General features: G+C 46.2%; 5 protein-coding genes. 4 read left to right on the forward strand and 1 reads right to left on the reverse strand.

All coding sequences use genetic code 11. The features are described 5' to 3' along the window. Positions 1–261 precede the first annotated feature (261 nt). Both LHW48_06410 and LHW48_06415 read left to right on the forward strand, forming a co-directional pair. Complete coding sequence (locus LHW48_06410; GenBank protein MCB5260091.1) at positions 262–1,743, forward strand: T9SS type A sorting domain-containing protein; 1,482 nt, start codon at positions 262–264, stop codon at positions 1,741–1,743. Between the two features lie 9 nt (positions 1,744–1,752). Beyond that, positions 1,753–2,019 (forward strand): hypothetical protein, encoded by a 267-nt coding sequence (locus LHW48_06415; GenBank protein ID MCB5260092.1) that lies wholly within the window; start codon positions 1,753–1,755, stop codon positions 2,017–2,019. Between the two features lie 265 nt (positions 2,020–2,284). Here LHW48_06415 and LHW48_06420 read toward each other — a convergent pair whose 3' ends face one another. Then, positions 2,285–2,662 (reverse strand): S24 family peptidase, encoded by a 378-nt coding sequence (locus LHW48_06420; protein ID MCB5260093.1) that lies wholly within the window; start codon positions 2,660–2,662, stop codon positions 2,285–2,287. A 359-nt stretch (positions 2,663–3,021) separates the two neighbouring features. On the opposite strand from LHW48_06420, the gene LHW48_06425 reads away from it, so the two are divergent. Together LHW48_06425 and LHW48_06430 are read left to right on the forward strand one after the other, a co-directional pair. After that, the gene (locus LHW48_06425; protein MCB5260094.1) at positions 3,022–3,363 is read left to right on the forward strand and encodes a helix-turn-helix domain-containing protein; all 342 of its coding nucleotides are present in this window, start codon (positions 3,022–3,024) and stop codon (positions 3,361–3,363) included. Next, positions 3,350–4,539 (forward strand): transposase family protein (locus tag LHW48_06430; GenBank protein ID MCB5260095.1); only part of this gene is annotated, 1,190 nt, incomplete at its 3' end. The genes LHW48_06425 and LHW48_06430, both read left to right, overlap by 14 nt.

The raw sequence follows: 4,539 nt of genomic DNA on the forward strand, positions 1-4,539 counted from the left end.
GGCATTTTAGATAGCAACCTACAGCTACACAAGGTTATAGAGTCCTGTAGGGACGGCATTTCAGATAGCAAACCCCGACCAGCCCATCATCAGACTCTCGTAAAATGGGGGAATGCCAACTATGCAAGTGCTTGACAATAATGCTTGAGATCAGCTTTAAACATATATAGTGTGTGGCAAAGACCTGCCGAGAGGTGGTCTTCAAAAAACATGAATAGCTCTAAGAGTAAACGAAAGCTAAAAGAGAAAGGAGTAAGCAAGATGTTTGATATAAAAAGAGTGATTTTCACTATGCTTATCGTGCTAATATGCGGATTTGCATATTCCCAGAGCGGCTACGTATTTTCTATGGAGCCAGTCTCTGAGTTTTCTGAATACTTTGCATCCAATTCCATTTTTTTATGCTCCGATAAAAGTGTGGTGACAATAGGGGAGTATGATAGTATGGACTCGTACAATCCTTCCAGATTATGGTTTCATGACTCGGTAATTATCAAACTGGATCCAGCGGGGAATCTGTTCTTTATGCCCTGGACTGATTATCATTCAATTATTGGAGTAGATATTGACGCAGAGGATACTGTGACCTATATGAGCAGATATAGTTACAACAATATTCTATTGATGAGTGTGGATAGTGATGGGGTGACCGCTCCCATAGCTGATGCGGTTAGTTTTCCCAACAAGGTAATAGCCATCAATAAGGCGCTGCGCACTCCAAACAATGAAATTGTAGCTGTGGGCAAGGTATTCCAAGGTTATAATCCTCAGACATCATCTGCAATATATGTCCGCTTTTCAGCCACGGGAGAAGTTTTAACCACAGCTCTCTGGCCAATTTTGCAAGAGAGCCTTCCTGGTCTGAATGCAGAAGCTTATGATCTGGCTCTGATGGATAATGGCAATATCCTGATTGCCTGTAGATTTGCCCCCTATAATGGCTCTATACTGGAAACTCAGCCGGATGGCACTATAGTTAATCAGTATGACATACCTGGAGAGAATCAATCTTTTAATATTGTTATATGCCCAGAGCCTAACAAGCCATCATACATTATAGCTTATCGAATGGGCGCGTATCCTGATTATAGCATTCACATCGATAGATTTGAAAACACAGAATTTGAGCCTCTCTTTACCATAGCTAACACTTATCTGCAAGATATAAATTCAATGATACTTGGGACGGATAATATCTATCTATGCGGTTATTCGAGATATGCTGGGACTTATGGAGCTGGGGTTTTACTAAGTATGAACTATGATGGAGCAATCAACCGGTCATGGGAGCAAGAAGGAGATAACATCTGCCACGCCATGCCTTGGGAGGCGGGCATTTATTCCCCATCGCCGGGGATACTTGCGCTCGACGACGAAGGATGCATCTATTGGGCTTGGGGCAATAGAGGAGCACAGGTAATCACCAAGCTCTTGCCCAATGGACAATTGCCAATAGATGATGAGGTCCAGGCTCCTCCGCTAAACATCATTTCCGCATATCCAAACCCGATGAAAGATGAAATCACCATCAAGATCAACCAGGACGATTTGTCTCCAGCCGCTGAAAACAAACTAAACATCTTCAATATCAATGGTCAGTTGATACGCTCTCTGAAACTGACTAAAGATGAAACTGTATGGGACGGTAAAAACAGCGGGGGAAAACCCTGTCCCAAGGGGATATATCTGCTGCGCTACCAATATGGCACAAGCCATGTAACTAAAATTTGTAAAACCCGTTAGGTGAAAATATTGAAACGTTTCAGAACAGTCTTGTTCATTCTCCTGATTTTTCTATCAGCTTGTCAGAAACATTCTACTAAACCGGATTTGCCGGATATTGTACCCTGGACCAGGGTTGAATGCTTCGACACTCAGCCGATATTTGCCCTTTTCACAAGCAGCGGCAGTACTGAACTGCGTGTGGTCAGCACCGACAAATACGGTTATCTGCATAAGGGTCACACAGCGGGTGATTTTATCCTGACTTCTCTGGCTGAATCAATTTCGTTTGCGTGAATGCCTGCGTTCAATACTGGATTAATACTGGATGAACTGGATGAACTGGATGAATCACTATAAAGAGTCACCCAAAACTGCAAATGGGCGTCGGTGTGACAAATGGGGATAAGGCTTTGATTGGTGCGGACTTATATTGGACTGGTTTTAGACTGTGTCACACCGAGCTTTGGACGTATTTGGACGTTTTCTGATCACCGTTTCTGCAAATTTGCGCTGTTTTTGGACTGCTTTCGGAAATCCATGTTTTACAGTGAATTAGCCCCTAAACGTAAACTCGCAACTGGACAGCAAGTGTGCCGAGCAGGTAAACGTCTCTAGTCTGATCATGGTCTAATATAAGAGTCGGGTAGTCTATATTGATGGGCTCCAGCAACAGGCTTCTCTTTGTATGATCAAACTTTACACGTTTGAGAGTGATGCCTCCATCGACCCGGACGGCACAGACCAGGTTTTCCACCTTATCCCATTCAGATGTCTTATATATCAACACTATATCGTCATTCATGATCTGCGGCTTCATACTGCTGCCTCGAACCATGAAGGCCATGTAGTTGGGAGCACCTTGCGGGATGTAAGTATTCGGTATTTCAACCTGTAAGCGATTATCCTTATCCTCGATCACTCCGTTTGGCTCCGCCACTGCTCAGGAAAAAACTAAAGTGCCCCTTTTTGCAGAAAGGACTTCCCAAGTTATTGCAGTGCAGTAACGTAGAGACCAATAACCAAATAAGGGAGGTGCTTATGAAAGCAAGCACTTACAAGCAGCAAGCAAGGGGGCAGAAAATGTCACGGTGTGACAAAAAACTCGGTGTGACACGTGTCACACCGAAGCCCAATCGGGGACGAGAGCAGTTAAGTCTATTAACCAGAATGTGTAAGAAGCGTGTCACACCGAGCGTCGGTGTGACAAAGGTAGATTTGCTCGGTGTGACATCAAAACGAGCCAGGTCTGTCACAGCGACGGTGATTCAAAGTGGCATCTATATATTGAGATTGAGTATGAGCAAGAGAAAGATCAAAGCAGTCTGGCTCACCGTAGAACGGGTGGCTGAACTGAAGGGCTGTTCCAAGAGGACTGTCTGGCGTTACATTTCAGATATGCAGTTGAAGACGCATAAGCAGTTTGTGAAGTCCGGGAGCCGGAGCGTCAATAAGAGCTTCGTGCTGACTAACCCGGAACTCTATGAACTGGAGACTGCTCACTGTGACATGAATCTTGTCACACCGAGCGAGTTCGTAGAAGCCGAGATTGAGATCGACGGCATGCAGGTAGTCAGTGCCTTGATTTATGGTTATGCGCCTGTAGGTGACGAGCCGGGAGGATCAGATGAGCTTCTATAGTGTAACATCATCCGAATATGCCCAGTTCTATAATACAGTCATTATGGGCAAGCCGGGGCCGGAGTCGGAAGCAGCTTCAACTACGCAAACCACAACCATGGTGATACCGACTGAGATGCCGGGTGCCGATGACGAGACAGATAACGATAAACAAACTATCGTATGGGAGACTGAAAGCAGTATCGAGAAGCCGATCCCAGTAAAGGGTCCGGACTTCAAGGAACGGCTGGATGATGATTACATCGATCTCAGTCCTCCGGACTATATACCATATAAGTATGAGAACGAAGCCAGGCTCTATGGTCAGTTCTGTTCTACTGTCCTTTATCGATTGGAACAATGTAAGTCCCGGGTAGAAGAGTGGCAGCAGATTACGGCAGACTTCAACAGCAAGAACCTGATCCCGGAGCTATACCAACTGGTGGGCAAACGCAGTGAACGCTCGCTGCGCATCTGGCTGGAGCGCTATCTGAGTAATAACCACGATATGTACTGTCTGCTGCATAAGAGCAAGAATCAAAGCCGGGGACGCAAGGTCAGCTTCATCGAACAGAACTACCTGCTCAACCTGCTGCTCAATCCCAACAACATCAAGATCTCCACTGCGGTAGGCAGCTTGAAAGACGCTGCCCGGAAGGGAATCCTGGAATCCAATGCCAGTGAGCCAACCTTAAGAAGATGGTGCAATGACTGGGTTACCAATAACCAGGCTATCTGGGTGCAAGCTCGTAAAGGCAGCAAGGCAGTAGCCGAGAGCATCGTCAAGACGATCATCAGGGATGCCAGCCTCCTTAATGTAGGCGATGTATGGGTAGCCGATGGTCATACTCTCGCCTTTGATATTATGAATCCCAAGACCGGGAAAGCGCAACGCATGACCATGATCATGGTCTTCGACTGGGCATCCAGATATCCGGTGGGTGCCTCGCTTGCCTTCACTGAAGATAGCCATCACATCCAGGTAGCCTTCCGAAACGGCTTCCTCAACTGGGGAGCCTTGCCCAAGATCGTCTATCTCGATAATGGCAGGGCCTTCAAGAGTAAGCTCTTCCACGAACACTGGGAAGAGCATGATCTGGAGACTGAACTCTGCGGTATCTTCCCCCGGCTGGGGATCAATGCCGTATTCGCCAAGAGCTACAATGCCAAGGCGAAGGTGATTGAACGCTTCTTCAA

It is taken from the genome of Candidatus Cloacimonadota bacterium (genome assembly GCA_020532355.1).
Classification (GTDB): Bacteria; Cloacimonadota; Cloacimonadia; order Cloacimonadales; family Cloacimonadaceae; genus UBA5456.

Bases quoted from the DNA above. Each gene is read 5' to 3' on its own strand.
- LHW48_06410 (MCB5260091.1), top strand. From the start codon at position 262: ATGTTTGATATAAAAAGAGTGATTTTCACTATGCTTATCGTGCTAATA.
- LHW48_06425 (MCB5260094.1), top strand. From the start codon at position 3,022: ATGAGCAAGAGAAAGATCAAAGCAGTCTGGCTCACCGTAGAACGGGTG.